At 54.8% G+C, this 21,540-nt stretch carries 15 protein-coding genes; all 15 read left to right on the forward strand.

The features are described from left to right. The 15 genes from Pla52nx_RS26115 to Pla52nx_RS26185 all read left to right on the forward strand — a co-directional run bounded on the left by Pla52nx_RS26115 (window position 1) and on the right by Pla52nx_RS26185 (window position 21,418). Window positions 1-1,923 carry an ABC transporter permease subunit gene (locus Pla52nx_RS26115; protein WP_146518846.1) on the forward strand — a complete coding sequence of 641 codons (1,923 nt, stop codon included), beginning with the start codon at window positions 1-3 and terminating at the stop codon, window positions 1,921-1,923. Further along, on the forward strand, window positions 1,904-3,604 hold the full coding sequence (locus tag Pla52nx_RS26120; protein WP_146518847.1) for an ABC transporter ATP-binding protein: 1,701 nt from the start codon (window positions 1,904-1,906) through the stop codon (window positions 3,602-3,604). The genes Pla52nx_RS26115 and Pla52nx_RS26120 overlap by 20 nt, the downstream gene beginning before the upstream one ends. Further along, window positions 3,601-5,583 (forward strand): hypothetical protein, encoded by a 1,983-nt coding sequence (locus Pla52nx_RS26125; RefSeq protein WP_146518848.1) that lies wholly within the window; start codon window positions 3,601-3,603, stop codon window positions 5,581-5,583. The genes Pla52nx_RS26120 and Pla52nx_RS26125 overlap by 4 nt, the downstream gene beginning before the upstream one ends. Before the next feature lie 425 nt (window positions 5,584-6,008). Next, window positions 6,009-6,629, forward strand: a complete 621-nt coding sequence (locus tag Pla52nx_RS26130) for an RNA polymerase sigma factor (protein WP_146518849.1) — start codon at window positions 6,009-6,011, stop codon at window positions 6,627-6,629. 95 nt (window positions 6,630-6,724) lie between these two features. After that, on the forward strand, window positions 6,725-8,383 hold the full coding sequence (locus Pla52nx_RS26135) for an arylsulfatase (protein ID WP_146518850.1): 1,659 nt from the start codon (window positions 6,725-6,727) through the stop codon (window positions 8,381-8,383). Window positions 8,384-8,481: 98 nt separating this feature from the next. Further along, window positions 8,482-9,951 carry a sulfatase gene (locus tag Pla52nx_RS26140; protein WP_146519614.1) on the forward strand — a complete coding sequence of 490 codons (1,470 nt, stop codon included), beginning with the start codon at window positions 8,482-8,484 and terminating at the stop codon, window positions 9,949-9,951. A 328-nt stretch (window positions 9,952-10,279) separates the two neighbouring features. Beyond that, window positions 10,280-11,143: an alpha/beta hydrolase family esterase gene (locus tag Pla52nx_RS26145; RefSeq protein WP_146518851.1), complete on the forward strand. Its 864-nt coding sequence runs from the start codon at window positions 10,280-10,282 to the stop codon at window positions 11,141-11,143. A gap of 842 nt (window positions 11,144-11,985) precedes the next feature. After that, entirely contained in the window at window positions 11,986-14,583 is a 2,598-nt protein-coding gene (locus Pla52nx_RS26150) for a hypothetical protein (RefSeq protein WP_146518853.1), read from the forward strand. A 535-nt stretch (window positions 14,584-15,118) separates the two neighbouring features. Continuing rightward, window positions 15,119-16,255, forward strand: coding sequence for an aldose epimerase family protein (locus Pla52nx_RS26155; protein ID WP_146518854.1), 1,137 nt, complete (start codon window positions 15,119-15,121; stop codon window positions 16,253-16,255). Between the two features lie 91 nt (window positions 16,256-16,346). Then, window positions 16,347-17,099 carry a hypothetical protein gene (locus Pla52nx_RS26160; protein WP_146518855.1) on the forward strand — a complete coding sequence of 251 codons (753 nt, stop codon included), beginning with the start codon at window positions 16,347-16,349 and terminating at the stop codon, window positions 17,097-17,099. Window positions 17,100-17,277: 178 nt separating this feature from the next. Continuing rightward, entirely contained in the window at window positions 17,278-17,715 is a 438-nt protein-coding gene (locus Pla52nx_RS26165) for a hypothetical protein (RefSeq protein WP_146518856.1), read from the forward strand. Between the two features lie 123 nt (window positions 17,716-17,838). After that, window positions 17,839-18,915: a mannose-1-phosphate guanylyltransferase gene (locus tag Pla52nx_RS26170; RefSeq protein WP_146518857.1), complete on the forward strand. Its 1,077-nt coding sequence runs from the start codon at window positions 17,839-17,841 to the stop codon at window positions 18,913-18,915. Between the two features lie 163 nt (window positions 18,916-19,078). Continuing rightward, on the forward strand, window positions 19,079-19,546 hold the full coding sequence (locus tag Pla52nx_RS26175; RefSeq protein ID WP_231741777.1) for a TadE family protein: 468 nt from the start codon (window positions 19,079-19,081) through the stop codon (window positions 19,544-19,546). Between the two features lie 91 nt (window positions 19,547-19,637). Next, window positions 19,638-20,075, forward strand: a complete 438-nt coding sequence (locus tag Pla52nx_RS26180) for a TadE/TadG family type IV pilus assembly protein (RefSeq protein ID WP_146518859.1) — start codon at window positions 19,638-19,640, stop codon at window positions 20,073-20,075. Window positions 20,076-20,143: 68 nt separating this feature from the next. Further along, the gene (locus Pla52nx_RS26185) at window positions 20,144-21,418 is read left to right on the forward strand and encodes a vWA domain-containing protein (RefSeq protein ID WP_231741779.1); all 1,275 of its coding nucleotides are present in this window, start codon (window positions 20,144-20,146) and stop codon (window positions 21,416-21,418) included. The last annotated feature ends 122 nt before the right edge of the window (window positions 21,419-21,540 follow it).

A 21,540-nucleotide genomic window follows, 5' to 3' on the forward strand; every position in this document is an offset into this window, starting at 1 on the left:
ATGAAAAGATGGCCAAGTCGATTCGCACTGGAAATTCTGCGTTTCCTTGCGCTGCTGGTCTTGGTCTCGCTCGCTGCCTCCGTGCTCGGCATGCTGGTCACGGACAGCAGTTTTTTGGGGTTCTATCGCGACCTGCATCGGGATCGTGACGGAGTGTCGATCGGGCCGCAGTTCTATCGCGCGGCGATGGAAACCGTGCCGATCTTGGCATTGGCAATCGTGATGATTGCATCCGGTGCGATGGTGTTGGGACGACTGGAGGATCACCCCATGCTGGGTTGGATCAAAGTCGTGGTGTTGTCGGTCAGCGCCCTGCCATCTTTCTTGTTGCCGTTTCTGCCATCTCTACTGTCGCCCGATCACGCTTTTCAGGGCATGCCCAGCGGAGGCGTTTGGCTGCCAGCGGTTTGCCTCGCGTTGGGAGATTGCAACCTGTCGACAGTGTCCTCCCGGTTCCGCGAAAGCCTGCGGTCGCAGCATGCGATGCCCCACATCCAGACCCTTCAAACCCTGGGGCTGAGCGTTTGGAGATTCACTTGGCCTCAAGCTTGTGTCGCCTTGTTGTTTTCGCTCACCGGGCGGATTCCGCATTTGATCGGTGGCGTGGTTGCGCTGGAATTGTTGTTCAACATCCCAGGCATCGGAATCACCGCCTACCAATCGGTCTCCGAAACGCCTGCCGACTTGCATTGGTTCTTTTGGATTTGCATCTTCTGCGTCACCTTGCGATCCGCGTTTCGATGGCTGGGAATGCTTGCGCACGCCAGATGGATTCCCGAGCGGATTGAGCATGATATGGAGGAGGAAGACGCCCAGTACGATCCCATTGGCAACGCGACGACTGACGTAAGTCAACGCACCGAGTCGACTTCTATCCTTGCTGCCCCAGTTGAGGCCGATCTGGATGGCCAATCGCATTCAGCACTTTCCTCCGACTTGCAGTCCGATATTGCGGTCACAACTTCATCTGGAACGTTTCTGGGGAACTTGGTGCGCAACACACTCTATTACAGTCGGCTTCGTCCGGCCAACAGGTTCAACATGGCCTACGCTGGGTTGGCCAGTATTGTGTTGGCGATGCTAGTGATGGTTTGCTGGATGTACGGAGACGTACCGCCTGACGGATCGTTTTTGGATCCTGGACAGGAGCATTGGTTCGGAACCGATTTGGCAGGGCTGGATGTTCTGTCGTCGATTCGGACGGGTATGAATCAAATGATCGTGCCAACGCTGTTGGCGATCGCGTGCGCGGCCTCTTGGACTCCCTGTTCTCTCTTGTCGTTGCATCGCTGGGTTCGTTCACGATGGATCAGACGCGGTGTTTTTCTTGCAGACCAGTTTTGTTTGTTGATGGCGGAGTTCATCGAGTCGTTGCCCAAGCTACTGGTTCTGTTAGCGGGATTCAGTGTGATGGCTGGCGAAGTCATTGATGCGACGATACTGGGTGTCGATTTTTCGATCAACACGATGGTGATCCGGCTGTTCGTTTTGATAGGGCTGCTGCATGCACCGCAGGTCTATCAGGCGGTACGAGACGAGCTTGAATCAATCAACCATGCCGTCTATGTCGAAGCCTCGTTGATGACACGAATGACGTGGCGTCAAATGATTTTTCGAATGGTTTTGCAGAATCACTGCCTGCCGGTGTTGTTGATCCAGTGCGCGGCCGTCATCGCTGGCGTCTTGCACTATGATGCCGTGTTGGGGCTGCTGGGGGTCCGTGGACGAGGCGTGATCTTTACTTGGGGCAGCCAACTTGGCATGGGAATGGAGGCCTTTATGAACTGGGCGCCCATGGATTGGTTCAATCGTTGGATTCTGGGGATTCCGTTCTTGTACGTCTGGTTGGGCATCGTTGTGTTTTGGTTGCTTGTCGAGTCACTCAAGACAACGGTGGGGGGATATGTCTATCGCCTTCGATGATTCCACCGAACCGACGTTGGCTGTCAAGTCGTTGGCGGTATCGATGCTCGATCCGATCGATGCCCGGTTCCATCGTGTGGTTGCAGCAGACTTGGCGATCATGCCTGGCGAGTTGCTTTCGATCGTTGGGGCATCCGGCGGGGGCAAGTCCACACTGGCACTGGCCGTTGCCGGTTTGTTGCCCGACTCATCGCGAATTAAAGCCGACGTGTTTCGCATCCAGGGGCAAGATGTGTTGCAGCATAGAACCTTTGCTCCATTGCAAGGTATCCAGTGGAACGATTCCATTGGCCGATTGGCTCCGGCAACCATCCTCTACGTTTCACAGCACGCTCGCTCGTCGTTGGTCCCCAATCGCAGCGTGCGTTGGCATCTGGACCTGGCATCGCAAGTACGGAAACGTTCGGGAAAGAAGCAAGCTGTTTCTGCAGCCATCGGCAAAGCCAATGTTTCGGATGGGCGTGAGTTGCTGGGCGAGTTCTTTTTGAATGACGGCCGCCGAGTGGATTCGATACTGCGCAAATCACCTCACCAGCTTTCCACCGGTGAATGCCAGCGAGTACTGTTTGCCATGGCTTGTCTGATCGAACCTGCGTTACTGATAGCTGACGAACCATTTGCATCATTGGATTCCGAGACCGCCTCGGTGTTGGTGCTGCGATTTCGTCAGTATCTGCGTCAGGGCGGTTCTGCCATGTTAATCACTCATCAATTGGGATTGCTTGAGTCGCTTGCGGAGTCAGGTACATGCATGGTGATCGATCAGGGCGAGGTCGTTGACCGACTGCCCTCGCCGGTACTTTTGCGTGGCGGGCCAAAGACCAAGCAAACCACGCAACTGATTCGAGTTGCGATCCGTCAGTTTCCCGTGTCAACGATGGGCGGAATAGACGGCAAGCCACCAGCATTGACGGTATCAGGACTGTCCAAGAACCAAGCGGGCAAGCAGATTTTTGCCAACCAGAGCTTTCGCGTCGAGCAAGGCAGTCGGTTTGGGATCCAAGGTCCCAGCGGCGGTGGAAAGACGACGCTCGCAAGAATCTTGGTTGGGTTGACGACTGCTGATACCGGAGACGTAGACTGGTTCGCTCACTGGTCGAATCCCCCTGAGATGTCAAGCAATCAACGCCGCGAACTTTGGCGTCGTGTTCAGCTCTCCTATCAAGACACTGATCTGGTGTTTGATCCCAGCGAACCCGTCGGCGCGTCGATGGAGCGTGTGTTACGCAGTGACCAACATCCCTTTACCAAGGCGAACGCCCGACAATTCGCTGCTGACGCGTTTCAGAAGTTTGGACTGTCACCAAGGCTGTTGTCTGCACCTCCCTCCCGTTTGAGTGGTGGAGAGAAAAAGAGAGCGGCGATCGCTCGGGCATTGTTATTGCTACAACAGTTCGAAGATGGAAACGATCAAATTCCAACGAATTCCAAAGCCCTGATTCTAGATGAGCCGACCGTGGGATTGGACGTGTTTCATCAGGGGCGTTTGGCGGAAACCCTGATCGCAGCTCAGCAGTCAATGAACTTGACCATCATCGTGCTTAGCCATGACAGATTCTTTTTGGATCGGTTTTGCACGGAAATCATTTCTTGGCCGCAACAATCGATCCCGTCGCTTGACGAATCGGGTTCTCAGCAGTCCGGTCGATCAACCGCGATGGCCCACGGGGAAGAATCATGAAAACTCACAGCACAGTGACCTTTACACGCCAGTTTTTTTGGGGATTCGTGATCACATCATTGACCCTGCCCATCGGTTTCACTCCCTGCTGGAGCCAGGAGTCGCAGCCCACCGATCGTTTTGGCTTTCCCGTGGCAACAGGACTGGATGTTTCTGTGGTGCTGCATGCGGAGCGAGACCCAGCGGTCAGTGATTCACTACTGACGGCGGTTCAGAATCGCGTGGAACGATTGTTCGTCACCGTTCTGGGCGCTGGGGCGACGGTTGACATCGTATCGCGGCCTGCCGTCGACGAGTGGTTGGGACGGAACTCGATCGAACAACTCACTGCGGCGCAGTGCAGGCTGCTTGGACTCGATGGCGATGAAAAGACGATTGTTCTTTCAATAGAGTACCGCAACGGTTCGTTTTATATCCACGCAGGAGAGTTCGATCGGCACTTTGATCAATTCGGTCCGATCGAAAGCGCGGAGGTTGTTCAACGTGACATGCTGGATGAAGCTGCGGCTCGCTTGGCAATGAATTGCTGGACGCCCGTCGGCCAAATTGTCTCGACGCAAGATGACAAGTTTGTTGTTCACTTTGCGAACCTACCGCGGTTGCTGAGCACCTCCAAACTAAGCCGGCTGGATCAAGGTGCCGTGTTACAACTGTATCGCGAAACCATCAACGACAATCAATTGCGTCAAGATGCCCATCCGAGTCAATTCTTGGCCATCGAGTCTCTGGGAGCAAACGCGGTCGTCGCCGCACCGATCGGTGACGCGTGGGACCGTGATTGGTTTCAGTACCTCGATGACGCTCGCGCTCGCTACTTGGTACGTCGTGTCACCCCACGTACCGGAGTCTCGCGATTGCAAGTTCTGTTGACGGGAACGGTGCCAGACCAACCGGACATACTGGCTCCTCGGGGCGGATGCGATGTTTACTTGCACGATCAGCCGTCACCCCGATTGAAGATCAATTCGAACATTGCGGCCGTTACGCAACGCAACGGACTCGCCGAGTTCCAAGTTGATCACCCTAAGCCGATTTTTGTCACAGTCGCCTATGAGAACCAGGCAATCACGCAACCCTTTGTTAGAGGCGTTTCGCCCGAGCCGTTAATCTTTCAGTTTCGTTATTTGGGAAATCAAGGCGACTATCTGACTTCGCTGAAAGGGCTGCATGACCAGTTGCGAGCAAACGCTGCCAAGATCAACCAACTCGTTGCGACCATCAGCAATAAAGCCAAGGAATCCGACGAGCAGACGATTCGTCAGCTCAGCAATGAAGCATTGCAACTCGCCAATGTTGATTCGCTGGTTGACCAAGCCGAGGCAATCGATGAAGCGGCAAAGGTTGAGAACTTGGACCTGTCGGAGGCGATGAAGTCATTTCGAAAGACGATCGATGACATGAACGCGCAAACGGCAAGACTGCGAGCTGACATGGCAATGGCGGAGCGTTTCGCTGCTGCCGAGAGTTCACTCAAAACGATTCAGGAAGCGTTTGATGCGATGCGGTGGGCAGAAGCGTTGGCGTTGCTGGAACGCTTTGCCGTCGAGTTTCCTGGTCATCCCCAAAGCGGGAAACTGGATAGGTTCCGAAGCGCAGCCCGCGCGGTAAACTCTACTCATGCTGCCGCTCGCCAGCGAATTCTGGATGCGCGTACGGCTCAAGACATCAGTGCGTTGACCGCCCGGTGGTCAGCGATCAGCCAAGCGATTGAAAATCTCTTGTCGCATGATGATGCGTTGTATCTCTCGCATGTGAACCAAATGCGCGACCGATGGCAGCAACTGGTCAACGACGAGATTCAGTCGATCAAGTCCGATAATGTTGCCGCGGCCGCTCTGCAGGGCAGCGCACAAGACAAGGCGGTCGCGGTTCTGAAGCAACGCGTCGCCGACCTGAGCCCCGTGCGTCAGGACCTGGAACGACTCGGTCCTCAGATCCTGGCCGCAGCGCAAAAGTCCAAGGATTTACTTGCGCAATAACGAATGCCGCCGGATGTGGCATTTTCCTGCAGAATCCTGAGGAGTTCGCAGTCCAGGCGAAGCCTGGACCGTTCAAAACTTGGTGTTGACATTGTTTTGTCAGTCCATGTTTTTGTCCCATGCATCGCAATCAGAGTGAGCCTCAGGCGCTAGCCGTGGGCCGGCACGACATCCGCCTCAGGCCCACGGCTAGCGTCTGAGGCTCACTGGGGGCCACCAGCTGCGCCGGGAGAGGTGACAGACACTTGCGGAGCGCCGCAGCGTCACAATCCCAAATTTGAACAGCCCAGGCGAAGCCCCTCCGTCCATGAACCAAAAAATAATGGTGACGATCCACGATTTGGCGTAACGCGGCCGCGAAGTTCAGTTGAGGGGGATTGCCTCCCGTTTCAATAACTGAACGGATTTCGCTGGAGATTTCATTCGTGATCAAACCCGCCAGGAATCAACCGAATCAATGGGGCGAGATTTCCATCGCAGATGCCGATGTCTGGGAGGCGATCATCGCCAAGTTCAAGCCCAAGATTCTGCATCAGGCGAGAGCCGCTGGACTGCAGCCCAGTGACGCTGCCGATGTGACACAAGATGTTTTTCGTATCATGGCGAAACACGCTCCTCAAGATGGTTTATCGGAGCCAACCAGAAATTGCAGTGAAGAGCCGAAACTGGAAATACAGTCCTGGGTATCTCAGATCACTCGCAATGTGTTGAATCGTTTCATGCGCCGCTCACGCAAACGCCCCGTCACGATCGATGCCCGTTTGGATCACGCGAACTGGGAACGACTTGCCCCGCAACTCTGTGAGCTGCACTCCGCCTCCTGGAGAGACGATTCACAGTTTCGGGTGCGTCAAGCACTCCAGGCGATCAAGGCCGATTTCCAAGGAAAAACTTGGCAGGCCTTCTGGAGGATGACCATGCATCAGGAACAGGCAACGGCCATTGCTGAGGATCTGAAAATGGACGCCAGAGCGGTTCGGCAAGCGAAATTTAGAGTCATGAGCCGTCTTCGTGACGAGCTCAAGTGCTACGCGGACGAGGAGTGACAAGAAATCTCTGACCGGATGAACATCGGACTCATTGTTGAGTCCCCCAGTTCATTTATCATGATCCGTTTCTAACCAGACATCGGAAATGGCTCATGAGATCGATCGGGATTACATTCACGTTGTCGGCCTGGCTTTTGTCGGCGGTGCTTTTGTCTATCGTCGGTGCGGAACCCCTGTACGCGGAACCTCTGTACGCGGAGGAATCATCGAGGCCGAATATCGTCGTCATCATGGTGGACGACATGGGGTTTTCTGATATCGGTCCCTACGGCAGTGAGATTCCAACCCCGCATTTGGACGCATTGGCGGCGGCCGGAGTCAAGTTCGCTGAGTTTTACAACACGGGGCGTTGCTGTCCGACTCGGGCAAGCTTGATGACCGGGCTCTATTCGCATCAAGCGGGAATGGGGTGGATGACGGCTGATCAAAGTGCGCCGGGTTATCGTGGTCAGCTCAACAACCATTGCGTTACGATCGCCGAAGTCTTGGGTGATGCCGGCTACTTCACCGCGATGACAGGAAAATGGCACCTTGGTTTTGAGCACGGCGTGGTTCCTTGGAAAAGAGGCTTTCAGGCGAATTTGAGTTTGCCCGCCGGTGGACTTCATTTTTCTAACCAAACCGGACCCAAGGGAAACACAAAACTGTTTTTGGGTGATCGTGAGATTGATCGTGATGCACCGCAGTTGAATGCGCCGTGGTACGGAACCGACCTGTGGACGGAACAGGGGCTTGAGTTCATCGATCAAGCGGCATCGCAAGAGAAGCCGTTTTTTCTGTACCTCGCGCACGTCGCCCCGCACTTTCCTTGCATGGCGCCGGAGTCAACCATCGCCAAGTATCGGGGTAAGTATCTCAAAGGCTGGGATGCGTTGCGAGACGAACGCTATGCGAGACAGGTTGCGAGCGGACTGATTGATCCCTCGTGGCCACTGGAACCACGTCCGGCAGAGATTCCCCAGTGGGATTCTCTATCCCGTGAGCAGCAGAAACGTTACGACGACATGATGGCCATCTACGCGGCGATGATCGACGAGGTGGATCGCAACGTGGGCAAACTTGTGGACGGGCTTCGCCAGCGTGGACAACTCGACAACACACTGATTCTGTTCCTTTCCGATAACGGTGGGAATGCTGAGGCGGGTGTCAACGGAACTTACCAAGGCGAGAATCCCGGCGATCCTCACTCCAACGTCTTCATCGGACGGTGCTGGGCGCACTTGAACAACACTCCATTTCGAAAATACAAGCACTACAACCACGAGGGCGGAATCGCGTCTCCTCTGATCGCCCATTGGCCCGCGGCGATCCAACCGAGCGAGCAATGGATTCGCACACCCACACACGTGATCGATATCATGGCGACTTGCGTCGACGTAGCGCAGGCTGAATATCCGATGGAAAGATCGGGAAACCAGATCACACCGATGCAAGGACAAAGCTTGCGACCGCTATTGACCAAGGACGGCAACCTTCCTGAGCGTCCACTTTTCTGGGAGCACGAAGGCAATGCTGCGATCCGTGTCGGCGATCACAAGCTGGTTCGGGCTGGTGGCAATGGAGACTGGGAACTGTTCGACTTAAGTTCTGATCGCACGGAGCAACAGGACTTGGCTGCCAAGAATCCAGCGATGGTTGCGGATCTCAGGCAGCAATGGAAAACCTGGGCGGAAGCCGCGAACGTGATCCCTAAGCCAGCGGGCAAGAACAAGAAGCCTGCGGGCAAGAAGAAAAAGTCCAAGAAACAATAGACAGCGGTTTCTTTCACGATCCCCCAACCAAGAGATGACCATTGAAGAACTGGCTCACAACCTCTCGTGTTTCCGCATGCCTTGTCGCGTGTCTTGCCCTGACCTCGCTCGGCCAACCACATTCTCAGGCCGAAACGACGCGTCCCAATGTGTTGTTGATCTTGGTCGATGATCTCAAACCGGCATTGGGTTGCTACGGCGACCCCGTCGCTCAGACACCCAATCTGGACAAGCTGGCCAGTCGAGGCATGCGTTTCGACATGGCGTACTGCAATCAAGCCGTTTGCGCACCGTCCCGCTTTACGCTCATGCTCGGATCGCATTCGACATCGACCGGACTTTACGGTCTGGGCAGTCAGCTTCGGCAAATCGTTCCGGATGCCGTGACGATGCCTCAGTACTTTGCCAAGCACGGTGGTTATCGCACCGAGTCGTTGGGCAAGGTGTTTCATATCGGACACGGCAACGAGGGTGACCCGGTGTCTTTTCAAGTGCCGCACTTCAAAGACAAGGTCATCGAGTACCTGGATCCTGACAGCACAGATGGCGGCAAACTGACGCGAGAGGAAGCCCTGTTCACCAATCAGAAGCTCGGCCAAATCCGCTCGCTACCACGCGGTGCCGCGTTTGAGTCTCCTGATGTCGCAGATGACCAGTACGCAGACGGCCGAGTTGCGGCGGAAACAGTGGAGCGATTGCGTGCAGCAAAGAATCGCATGTCAGAAGACAACACTCCATTCTTTATCGCAGCGGGATTTGTCCGGCCCCACCTGCCGTTCTCTGCCCCGAAAAAGTACTGGGACATGTACGACCCGATGAAGCTACCGATGCCATCGAATGTTTCCTTCCCCCGCGACGCGCCCAATGTGGCTCTCAAGCGAGGCGGCGAAATCGCTGCTTACAAACCCGTCCCGGAGGATGGGAATGTCGACGAAGCGTTAAAGCGTGAACTGATTCATGGTTACTACGCCAGCATGAGCTTTGTCGACGCTCAGATCGGCAAGGTTCTCAGCGAGTTTGATCGTTTGGAATTGGGTGAGAACACCATCGTGGTGCTGTGGGGCGATCATGGGTTTCACCTTGGTGATTTGGGGATATGGACCAAGCACACCAACTACGAACAAGCCAATCGAATTCCGATCATCATCTCTGCTCCTGGGGTGACAAAGCCGGGGACGTCTACCAAGCAGCTTGCCGAGACAGTCGATTTGTTCCCCACTCTTGCTGAGCTAGCCGGACTGCCAGCCCCCAGCGGGCCGCAGCCGATCGACGGTCAAAGCCTCGTCCCCGTGTTGAAAGATCCTGCCGCGCGAGTTCGCGACCACGCCTACCACGCCTATCCCAAGCAGAAACTAGGTCGTGCGATTCGTACCGAACGCTACAGAATGGTCCAGTGGCTTTCCCAAGGCGAAGACCCATCCAACGCCGTGTACGAGCTATACGATTACGTCAACGACCCCAACGAGACGCAAAACATTGCGGCTAAGGAACCTGAAATACTTGCCCGACTCCAGGAAATGCTCGAAACGCATCGCCCACCCGTCGGCAAGAACCAGAACCGCCGCTAGCCCGGATTATTCATTAGCCGGCACGCGATAGCGTCCGGTTCCCGAGTATAGGCGTGAGAACCGGACGCTATCGCGTGGCGGCTGATGTGCGCAGACTGTTTTCGTGCCAATCCGCGCAAGCCGTTTCATGCAAACGTGTTGCGATGACCGTATTGAGTCGCGTGAATAATCCGGGCTAGTGGTCTGAAACAACTTAACTTCAGGGTAGTGGATCTTGTTAAAGATCCTGCAGCGGTGGGATCTTTGACAAGATCCACTACAGCCAACCCTAACTTAGATACCAGCACGACGCGTCAGCGAGTGATTCACGGCGAACAAGACCTTCCTGATGAGATTTCCAAATAGCTCTGCACGCCAAATCTTCGTTGCCCATTTGTCGCTGGGGTTGGCACTTCTGCTTGCCGTGAACGTCGATGCGCAGGAAAGTAAAGACCAGACGACTCGGCACACGTTGATCTCGGAAAGCCGCGAGCGGACTTACAACGTTTACGTGCCTACCACGCTAGATCGTGACAAACCCGCCCCGCTACTGTTGTGTTTTCATGGAGCTGGCGGAAGCGGACTCGCAGAGATGATCCCGTTTCGTCGACTCGCAAAACAACATGGGTTTCTACTGGTGGGACCGGACGGAATCAACGGCCGCTGGAACGCCGGTTGTGATGACGAAATCAAAGCGACTGCTGGGGCAGATGACGTGGGATTCGTCCGTGACTTGGTGCAGGAGATTCGAAACGACTTCAAGGTGGACTCGCGACGCATCTATGCTTATGGATTTTCGAATGGTGCTGCAATCGGACATCGGCTAGCAGCGGAACTTCCAGATACCTTTGCTGCCGTTGCCGCTGTTGGAGGAACGCTTGCACGCAACAGTCGTGACGCCATCGTCCCCGGGCCAGCAGTGTCGATGCTGATCATGGTGGGCAGCGAAGATTCCATGTTCGGAACGAACGGGGATCTGCGTAAAGGCACGTTTTTCACGGCAACCGAAACGGCTCGCATCTGGAGTGAACGCAACGAATGCAGCGTGTCGGTTGACGTAGAGACGCCGGTTCCCTTCACTCGCTGGACGAATCCGACCGACAATGTGGAAGTGGAGCTTTGGATCGTGCAAGGTGCTGGCCACACTCCGAACATGAGCAAAGCGTTTGATACCGCAGAGGAAAGCTGGAAGTTTCTCTCTCGCGAAAGATGAAAGACGAGAAATAGCGGCGAGGGGTTTTAAACGGGTTCCACCGCATCCAACGAAACCACTTATGTTGGAGTCCAGGCTTTAGCCGCTCGAACCTGAACTGTACCAGTGCTCAATCGCCTAAAGGCTAGACTCCAACTTGCGCGCGAGAAAATGGGACGGCGCGAGAAAATGGGACGGGGGTAGTTTTGAATCCTATCGCATGATAAACGGCCTGCTTTGGAGTTGCCATGCCACGACAGAAGCGGGCCGATGAAGTTGGCGTTATTGATCACGCGATCAATCGTGGGAACGCTCGTCAGAAGATTTTCCTGAAGCAGGACGGAATCAGAAAAGGTGTCGGACACCGATTTGGTGGACTCAGCAACTCTCTTTCGGCTTGGCCGGTCCCTCGAACACGCGCCTGGATCGACCGTGTGGCTCAAGCGTTTAGCCAATCGAAGCAGGAGGAATTGCGGTGGAGCATGCGCCGCAGGGTTCCTTTTGGTGAGGAGACCTGGGTAGAGTCGACTGCGAGAAAGTTCGATCTCGAATCGACGATGCGTCCCCAGGGCCGTCCACGAAAGCTACCGCGCCCTTCTTGATCTTTGCCCATCCTTCCAATTCGGTGTCCGACACCTGGTATGTCCCCTAGATAAAAAAATCTTTTCTCCACCGCGAGTTGATCTTTGATACCTTTCCTGGGGCGCATTGTTGCCCCGGCTGTACCGCACACATTGGTTTCGACGGCATGCCCTCTCACTCGGGATTTCAGTTCTTAACAGCTCCTTTTCCTAGCTCACCTGCATCCGTGTTATCCTAGCCAAAGCTTGTGTTTCGTTTGTAAATCGGAAAGAGAGTGCTACATGATTTTTTCGCGCGTGGCCGTCTTGCTGTTTGCTGTTCATGCCTTCACGGGTCACGTGACTGCGCAAGATAGCAAGCAAGAATCAAAAGTAGATTCGCTCGTTCAAACACTCAGGGGGCGGAATGGTGAAATTCAGGTTCACAAAATATCGCTATCGGGCAATGCTAAGAACGAGCAGGGTGCGCCTGTTGCGGGCGCAACGATCATTGTCGGCTACGCGGATTTAAATCGTGCAGTTGGAAAGGATGAAACAGGCGAACAGCAGGAATTTCCGTTTGCACTGGCACGCGTAAAAACTGACCAGCAGGGACGCTTTGAAGCTGACAATCTGATCGTGCCTGCAAAGAAACGAGTTGGGAATACTCCTGAGAGTGTCCCACTGCATGGAACGCTGACCGATCAAGCGGGCAGCCCAATCCCAGGTGCCGTTGTCCGTGCAGGCCAAGTCAACGATGCGAACGATGCGCCAGACGCCAAGCCACGCATGACGATTTTCAATTTCCTGGATAGCTCCCCAAACGCTGGAGTGGGCTATCCCCGGATGCATTTGATCCCCGAAGAGATTCGAACCACCACGACGAACGCAAAGGGTGAATACCGATTTGACTACATTCCTTATGGCGTTCGTATGGCTGTTAGCTTTTCACATTCCAGCTTTCTGTCGCACGTGCTGAGGAGTTTCAACACATCGCCCGGCGAAAAACAGGGCAAGTTCATTGGTCCTGACTGCGAATTGAGTGCGACGGTTGATCGTGGGCAAACGATTGCGTTGCAGGCGGTTGACCCCAAGACGGGGAAACCAGTGCCAGGAACCAAGTTTGAGCTTCCCTACTCACGTAACATTCAGCAAGGCTCGGTGGCTACGGCAAACGAGGACGGTATCGCCAGCCTGCGAATCTTGGCTGGAAGTTACACGCTGCGAATCATTCCGCCGCCTGGCAATGACTACTGGGTAACGACCGACGTTTTGAACATAGAAGAGAGTCACGCGGGCGGAGATCCGTTGGCTTGGGAGTTGATGCCAGCTATCGGAATCCGATGCAAGGCTGTTGCCGGTGACAAGCCTGTCGCTGGCATTTCTTTTGAATACAGCACAGACGGTGTAAATTGGAGGACGGCCGCGACGCAGGGCAGCTACACCGAGTATGCGACGACCGACAATGGCGGGGTCATGAATTTGGTCGTTCCGGCGGAAACTCAATCGATCCGCATCAAAGGCGACGATCTGAATCAGACGGCACAGAAGATTGACGGAAAAAGCGAACTGCTCTTCAGCGTGAATGCTAAGACAACAGATGCCGATTCTCGAAAACTGGCTTACCTGAATTCAGTGACTCCACTGAACGGTGTCTATCGATATCGATCCAACAATCATCTGATGAAAGAGGTGTCATCCGAAGACTTTCGCGACAAAATCGAATCGCTCCTCGACATGAATGCGGCGCAGATCGAAGATGAACTTCACGCCTATTTTGGCGAGTTACCGATGTCGGAGATCGTGTTGACGCAATTCGGCGACCGGCGGCGAGAAGAACGCACACACACCTATGGCGATAAAAAGACGACCGACTGGACGGTTTCTGATGGTCAAAATCGAATCCGATTCGACGCTGCCAATCGACAGTGCAACGTCGAGCAGGAGATCAACTCGCGAATGCACATGGCAAGCATCTCCAGCCTGATTCTGTTGCCGATGGAATTGGAATCGCAAGGGGCGATCCGAGAAGGAAATCGCATGGTGTTAACGAAAGAGGAAGCAGGTCAATCTATGCGTGTCGAGCAAGATGCTAAGTCTGGATTCGTCTACGTGCGAGATTTTTCATCCAGCAGATACGGGAAGAGTTCATGGCAAATCGGAAAGCGAGAAATCAATGGCCAAGTCTTACCCAGGATCAAGGTGGAAGCACGCTATCGTGACGAACAGTTGGACTACGCGGGAGTGATCTTCCTGGACGACGTTCAACTGAACGACGAGTTGCCCATCGAAACTTTTGCGATGGATTTGCCAGCGGGTACGAATGTGTTTGACGAACGCTCAATCGATTCCAATGCCGTCTCACGTCGTGGTAAGTTTACGGGAATCAAAACCGACTGCGTCGACTTGATTGCTCGATTGGGAGAACCAGATCGAGCAGAGGTCGCGATGAAACATGGCGACCCCGCACCTGAGCTGGAAATACAAAACTGGGTTCGTGGCGGGCGAGTGATTGAGGCCCCTGATTTGAGGGGCAAACGTTTATTGCTTTTCTTCATGGGGTCCGATCCAGACGATTTTGTCACCGAGTTACCAGCTCTCAGACGCGCCTGTGAAGCGTTTGCAGGCAGAGATGACCTTGCAGTAATCGCTCTGTTTTCCCCACCCCAAACAGCATCCTCCCTTGCGAAGCTATCGATTGTTCGGGACCTGACTTGCTTGGTCGCCGTCGACAGCCAAGCCGAAGAAGGCCGGCACAAGGGAAAGACACGTGCCGCGTACCCAGGATATTCCAATCAAATCAGCGTCGTTGTGGACCCACAAGGCAACGTGCAGATGCTCGCCAGCTACAACGACAACATCGATTCGACGATCTACTGGATCAAACGATCCACGAAATAGTCCGGACTGCCCCTAGCCGGATGCTGACACCTTTTTCTCGACGCTCCGCTTGCCTTACGACTTTACGACAACAGGGAATACACGCCAAATCGAGTGTCCATCACTGTGGGTCCCCCCTTATCACCGAGCCGAGCACTGCACCGAATACTGCGCGATCCTCATTTTTTTGCCCGACAATCCGCTAGCCCGGATTATTCATCAGCCGGCACGCGATAGCGTCCGGTTCCCGAGTAGAGGCGTGAGAACCGGACGCTATCGCGTGGCGGCTGATATGCGCAGCCTGTTTTCGTACCAATACGCGCAAACCGTTTCGTGCAAACGTATTGCGAAGACCGTAGTGGGTCGCGTGAATAATCCGGGCGAGCGGTCTGTCAAGGTTTGTGATGGGTGTTTCCCCCGTCTACAATCGTGATTGCTGGATCTGCTTCACAATTCGTCAGGCGGCGGATCGCCACCGATTCTGATTGTTGCGACTTTGTGTCGTTTTTCCAACCATTCCCCCCAAGACTCAACCTTTACTCCTCATTGAACGGCCATGAAACGAATTCTCCTTCTTACTTTTGCTTGCCTCTGTCTTGCTGCGCCTGGCATCTCCTCGGCTGATACGCCGGCAAAGCCGACGGCCGAGGACTTTGGCAAGACAGCCGATGGCACTCCCGTGGAACTCTACACCCTCAAGAGTTCCAAGGGGCTGGTGGCAAAAATCATGACTCGCGGCGCGACGTTGGTGCAGTTGCATGTCCCGGATTCCGACGGAAAGTCTGCCGATGTGATCTTCGGATTCGACGACGTTGCCGGCTATGAAAGCGAAGACAACCAGTACTTTGGATGCACCACGGGACGAGTTTGCAACCGAATCGCCAAAGGCAAGTTTTCATTGGATGGCAAAGACTACACGCTGGCGATCAACAATGAACCGAACCATCTCCACGGTGGCGTCGAGCGGAGCTTGGACAAAGTTGTGTGGAAGGCCAAGCCGTTTGCCAACGAAAAGGGAACCGGTGTGACGTTCAGCTACACCAGCCCCGATGGCGAAGAAGGCTATCCTGGAAACTTGGACGTTACCGTTCGTTTCTTCGTGCCTACGGATGCCAATCGGGTTTCGATCACGTACACCGCAAAGACCGACAAAGCGACGCCAGTGAACCTGACCAACCACGCTTATTTCAATCTCGGCGGAGCGGGCAGTGAAACGGTGCTCAACCACAAGCTCATGTTGAATGCGCCTCAATACACGCCCGTGGACGATACCCTGATCCCAACTGGTGAAATCAAAGACGTGGAGGGCACCGTGCTTGATTTCCGCAAACCAACCCGCATCGGCAAAGGCATCGAAGAGCTCACCGACACGGCAGCACTGGGCTATGACCACAACTTTGTGTTGGCCGAGATCCCCGAGGGCAAGAGCATGCGGATGGCCGCTCGTTTGGTGGACCCCGATTCGGGGCGAACGCTGACCATCTCCACCGATCAGCCAGGAATCCAGTTCTACTCGGGCAATTTCCTGATGGGACAAACCGGCAAAGATGGCAAAACGTATCCTCACCGCAGCGCCGTGTGCCTGGAAACGCAGCATTATCCTGACAGCATCAACCAGCCAAAGTTTCCCTCCACCGTGCTAAAACCAGGAGAAGAGTTCAAATCGACGACCGTTTTGAATTTTGGCAATTGATTTATTTTTTGTCGGAAACATTTCCAGAAACGCCCCGCTTGGCTAGGTAAGAAGTTGACTTTCATTACCAAGCCACGGGGAGTCTGGGTCGATGTGTCTCAAAAAATCACTGTTTTCACTCGCGTTTTGCGTCCTCTGCCTCACAGCCATCGCCAACGGGCAGTCCACCGAGAGCGGGTTCTATCGTCCGTCGCACCACTGTGACCGACACGCAAATCACGATTGGCGATCTCACGGTCACGCTGTTCGGGTTGTCGGCTATCGATATGCCAGCCCCTATTACGGGTATCGGACCACTGGATTCGAACTGGCGTCGGTGATTCGTGCTCAAGGCGAATTCAATTTGCTGACGGCGCAGGCAAGATCCGAGAATGCCGCTGCGGTCCAACTCGAGCTGCAAAACAGCGTTGATGCTTTGGCCGCCCGATTGGAACGACGACGCATCAACACGGAGTCCCGTTTCGGACACTTGCATGCCGCAGCGGAGGAGCGTCGTTTGGCAAGCGAACTGCGAAAAGCAGAGCAGCCAGTGGCGGTCGCCCCTGCAGACGGCAGCGTTCAGTGGCCGCTGATTCTCGCCACCACTCACTTTGCCAGAGCTCGCAGACCGGTTGATCTGGTTTTTGCTCAGCGAGCCCACGATGGGGCGATCAATCCAGATCACTACCAACCGCTGTGCGACTGGATCGAACAGATTCGCTGCGAACTGAAGGATCACATCCACGAGTATTCCATGGACGACTATGTTCAAGCCCAGTCGTTCCTGCGAAACCTGGTCGATGAAGCGAGGCAGCCGATTTCACCGATGAGCCAGTCCACGCAGTTGGTCAATATCAGCCGCTGAAACGTCCGGTATCCAGCGGATTCCAGGCGATCGCTGGTCGTCGACTTTCTCAGACGCACGTTGACTTTTCGCAACAGACGATGCACCCGGGCACCGTGTCCCATTTCAAAAAGAGCCGAATTGACGAAAAAAAAGCGTGTTCGTGTGATTGGCACTCGGATTGCGATGTTCGCGTCGGATGCCAACCAAAAAACATCATCACGGATTCAACGCACCTCTGGTGACTGTGTCCTGCAGCCTGATCTTACTGGGTTCTGTCTCAGCGAATTTTGCCGTGGACACGGACCGGTCATCGGTCAGCAGTAGCGTTCAACTCGCTTCGGCAGAAGCGACCGAGCAGTTGCCGGCAGGCGAAATCCCCTCAGGTTGGCGTCGGACGGCACATGGCTGGGAGGATGCTTCGAAATGGCGAGTCCCAGCAGGCGGCAGGCAGCAGAGTCTGGACGAATGGATCTCAGCAACACAAAAGCAAGAAATCCCGTGGACCCGGGCGTTGTTTTCCCGCTTGCGGCGAATTCCTCCCTTGATGATCGCAACGATTCAGATCTCGCTCGTTGCCGTGATTTATCGCATCTCTCTGGGCTCCAAGTGGAATCAGGAATCAGCGACGTCGTGACGTTGAATCGGTGATCCGTTAGAGTGCTGCCAGAATCATCTCAAGGAGTTCGAGCCAGCAGCCGGGTTCCTTGGATTCACTTGGACGTTGAACGAAACATCACGACGGTGGGATTTGAATCGAATGTTACATGCAGTGATCATGGCTGGTGGCAGCGGGACGAGGTTTTGGCCGGCGAGTCGAAATGCTTTGCCGAAGCAACTGCTTGCCTTGTCGGGTGAGCGTACGATGATCCAGGCAACCAGCGACCGCTTGGAGGGACTGGTTCCCGCCGAGCGACGGATGGTGTTGACCAATCAGGCATTGGTCTCAGCGGTGCTGGAACAACTGCCTGAGTTCCCCAACCAGAATGTTGTCGGAGAGCCATGCAAACGTGACACCGCACCATGCGTGGGTCTGGCAGCGGCCATGATTGCGAGAAAGGATCCCGAGGGCATCATGGCCGTGATGCCCTCGGATCACGTGATCGGAACTCCCGATCGATTTCGTGACGCTATTCGAGCGGGTGAAAAACTGGTGCAGGAAGATGCCAGTCGCATCGTGACCTTTGGGATCAAGCCGTCCTATCCGGCCGAGTCGTTCGGCTACATCGAGCGTGCCGAGCCATTGCAAGCCGCTGGCGTGGCAGCCTTTCAGGTCGCGAGATTTCGAGAAAAACCCGATCGTTTGACCGCTCAGCAGTACCTTTCCAGCGGCAGTTTTTACTGGAACAGTGGCATCTTTCTCTGGAGAGCCTCGACCATCTTGGACGCGTTGAAGTCCCATCAGTTGGAGATGTACGAGCACCTGGATCGCATTGCCCAAGCAATGGAAACGGACAAGTTCCAAGAGACGTTGGCGGTTGAGTTTGCGGCGATCAAGGGAACATCCATCGACTACGCCGTCATGGAAAGTTACCCCAATGTCGCCGTGATCGAAGCTCCCTTTGAATGGGACGATGTGGGCAGTTGGCAGGCCTTGGAGCGTCTCAATCCATCGGATGAACATGGAAACACCGTTGTGGGTTCGCACTATGCCATCGATACGAAAGGCTCGATCATCTTTGGCCAGCCCGGCCATGCGATTGTAACCATCGGGATTGAGGACATGATTGTAGTCCAAACACCTGATGCCACGCTGGTTGCTCCCAAATCGGCGGAGGAGCGTGTGCGTGAGGCGGTCCGGTTGTTGCTCGAAAGCAACCGAAACGATTGTCTGTAGCGAAAAGACAACGTTCTTTCCCTCAAGAGGGTTGAATTGTCCGCAAAAACGCGGCGACACGCACCGCGTTTTCTTGAATTCAGTGCGCACACATGGCATTCCTGAGCTAGGTTTCCTTTCATAGGGGGATCTCCGTCAGACTCAGGAACCAATGCCCATCACCATGTTCACCCGCACATCCAAGCGACACAAACATCACTCAGCCAAAGGCCGGCGACGCGATCGTCGCGCAGCCGCGACGGTGGAGTTTGCTTTCTGCTTGCCGGCTCTCGTGATGTTGACCATCGGGACCATCGACATCTGCTCGATGTTGTTCTTGAAGGAATCCATCAAGCTGGCCGCCTACGAGGGTGCTCGTCGAGGCGTCAATCGTGGCCGCACCAACGCCGAAGTCGTTCAGCGTGTGGAGCAGTTCTTGGCGGAACGCGATATCCAGTTCACCCCCGGGGCTGCGGTGACGTTCAGCAACCCGGACTTCACCAGCGCCGCAACTTTGGACAACGTCACGACGACGGTAACCGTTCCGTGCGCAGGCAACCTGCTGATTCCTTCTGCCATGTTCAGTGACATGATGATGTCCGCAGATGTCACTCTGCGCAAGGAATACCAAAATCTCGATACGGGCCCTTAACGTGTCGAGCAACCAACAAGCGATCGATCGCAACGAAATCACATCTCACGTGGCTTTCCGAGACAGACAAACCCAACCTCAGGCATTCAAGATGCTTCACCGACAACCGCGATCAAATCGCAAGAACCGAAAATGCAAGCAGCGTCTGGGCGCTGCGGCGGTGGAGTTCGCAATCGTCGCAAACATCATGTTCATGATGATGTTCACCTGCATGGAATTTGCGCGGATGAACATGATCCGAAACTTGGCTCAAGACGCGGCCTACTTTGCCGCCCGTCACGCAATCGTACCCGGTGCCACGGCCGACGAGGCCATCCAAGTCGCGTCGGACTTGATGGATTCAATGGTCACGACGGGGTACACCGTCGATGTGTCGCCGCTGGGCAATGATTCCGAGAACGTCGTGGTCACGGTCACGGTTGACTTCGACGAAGTTGCGTTGTTTGCGCCTCGATTCATGCCCAACGCCACCATCACGACGACTGCCAACGTGAAAACCGAACGCTACGACGGTTTCTTTGAGCAGTAAACAACAAACCTTTTTGCTTCTGACCAACCATTTCAACGAGTCTCTCATCCGCGTCTGTGATCAACACCATGAATACCTCACTACCATTGGGCATGAAAAGCCAACGTTCACGACGACGTGGCTCTGTGATGGCCATGATGGCGATGCTCCTGCCCTTGCTCGCGATCTTGGCTGCCTTTGCCGTCAACACGGCGCACATGCAATTGACCCGAACGGAATTGTCGATTGCGACCGACGCGGCAGCCCGGGCGGGCGGCCGTGCCTTCAGTGAATACCAGGAAGTCGATGCGGCCAAACAGGCCGTTCGAGTGACGGCGGCGCTGAACACGGTCAATGGCGACCCCTTGCGCATCCGTGAAGACGACGGTTCAAACGAAATTGAGTTTGGACGCACTCAGCAGTATGACGGATCTGAAAGTCGATACCACTTCATCAAAATCCCCACCTCGGATGTGTCGTCTGGTAATATCGTGGCCAGTGCCATTCGTGTGAAAGGCAATCGCAACGCAGGCTCGCTTTCAGGACGAGTTCCACTGATCATCCCAGGACTGCTGGATGCCAACGATTTCGAAACGACGCAAGACTCTGTCGCCATGCAAGTCGACCGTGACATCTCGCTGATCCTGGATCGCAGTGGTTCAATGGCTGAACTGGACATTGATTTCCCATGGAACAAGGACCCCTATTCGAGCAGCGCGATCTACGCGGGCTACCAAGCCGGTCTGTTGGGGCGGTACTACAGCAACGGTTGGCGGTACTACTACAATCCCGGTGTCGATGCGACCACTTATCAACAATGGGCGTATGAAGACTACTACGGGCTCGGTGAAGCCCCTCACACCCCGTGGCAAGACTTGTTGCTAGCAGTCGACGCCTTCTTGGACGTTCTGGAAGGCACCAGCCAGGAAGAACAGGTCTCACTGGCAAGCTACGCATCGTATGGTTCGCTGGATACCAACCTGGAAAAGAATCACCAGATCGTTCGCAATACGGTCATGAATTTGTCCCCCACTGGAGCCACCGCGATCGGACGAGGCATGCAAGAGGGAATCCAAGCGTTGCTGGATAGCTCGGCACGCCCCTTTGCGGCCAAGACCATGGTGGTGCTGACCGACGGCATCCACAACACGGGAGTCAGCCCTGTCAGCGTCGCGCAAGGATTCATGAATTCGTACAACCTGACGATTCACACCGTGACGTTTGGTGAGGGTGCCGATCAAAACCGAATGCAGCAAGTTGCGGCAATCGGTGGTGGCAAACACTATCACGCTGCTGATGGCGACCAACTGGTCAGCATCTTTGAAGAGATCGCCAACAACCTGCCCACCATCCTGACAGAGTAGGCAGCATCGTCGGTGCAAATCGCAAAACATTTCGATCGTCCGGGATACGCAATGTGTCCCGGATGATTTTCGTATCAGAAACATAACTTCCAAAGTTTACAAATTCGCTCAACGGGGAATCA

Origin of the sequence: Stieleria varia (genome assembly GCF_038443385.1) — a bacterium.
In the GTDB taxonomy this organism is placed as follows: Bacteria; Planctomycetota; Planctomycetia; order Pirellulales; family Pirellulaceae; genus Stieleria; species Stieleria varia.